The organism is Aeromonas sp. ZOR0001 (assembly GCF_000801015.1).
Lineage (GTDB): Bacteria > Pseudomonadota > Gammaproteobacteria > Enterobacterales > Aeromonadaceae > Aeromonas > Aeromonas veronii.
Genome location: NZ_JRJY01000073.1, coordinates 1 through 412, shown reverse-complemented (window position 1 = coordinate 412; position 412 = coordinate 1). Strand labels below are relative to the sequence as shown.

1 protein-coding gene is annotated in these 412 nt (G+C 54.9%); it reads left to right on the top strand.

The window, feature by feature from the left end:
• The coding region (locus L972_RS09220) for a pyruvate kinase (protein ID WP_047437738.1) at positions 1 to 412 on the top strand (412 nt) is incomplete at both ends.

Here is a 412-nt window from a genome sequence, read left to right as displayed (position 1 = left end):
AGAACAAAGGCGTTAACCTGCCGGGCGTCTCCATCAAGCTGCCGTCCCTGGCCGAGAAAGACAAGCGCGACCTGATCTTTGGTTGCGAGCAAGGCGTTGATTTCGTTGCTGCTTCTTTCATCCGTAAGAAAGAAGACGTTCTGGAAATCCGTGAGCACCTGAAAGCCCACGGTGGCGAGAACATCCAGATCATCTCCAAGATCGAAAACCAGGAAGGCCTGGACAACTTCGACGAGATCCTGGCTGTCTCCGACGGCATCATGGTTGCCCGTGGCGACATGGGTGTCGAGATCCCGGTAGAAGAAGTGATCTTCGCCCAGAAGATGATCATCGAGAAGTGCAACAAAGCCCGCAAAGTGGTCATCACCGCCACCCAGATGCTGGACTCCATGATCAAGAACCCGCGTCCGAC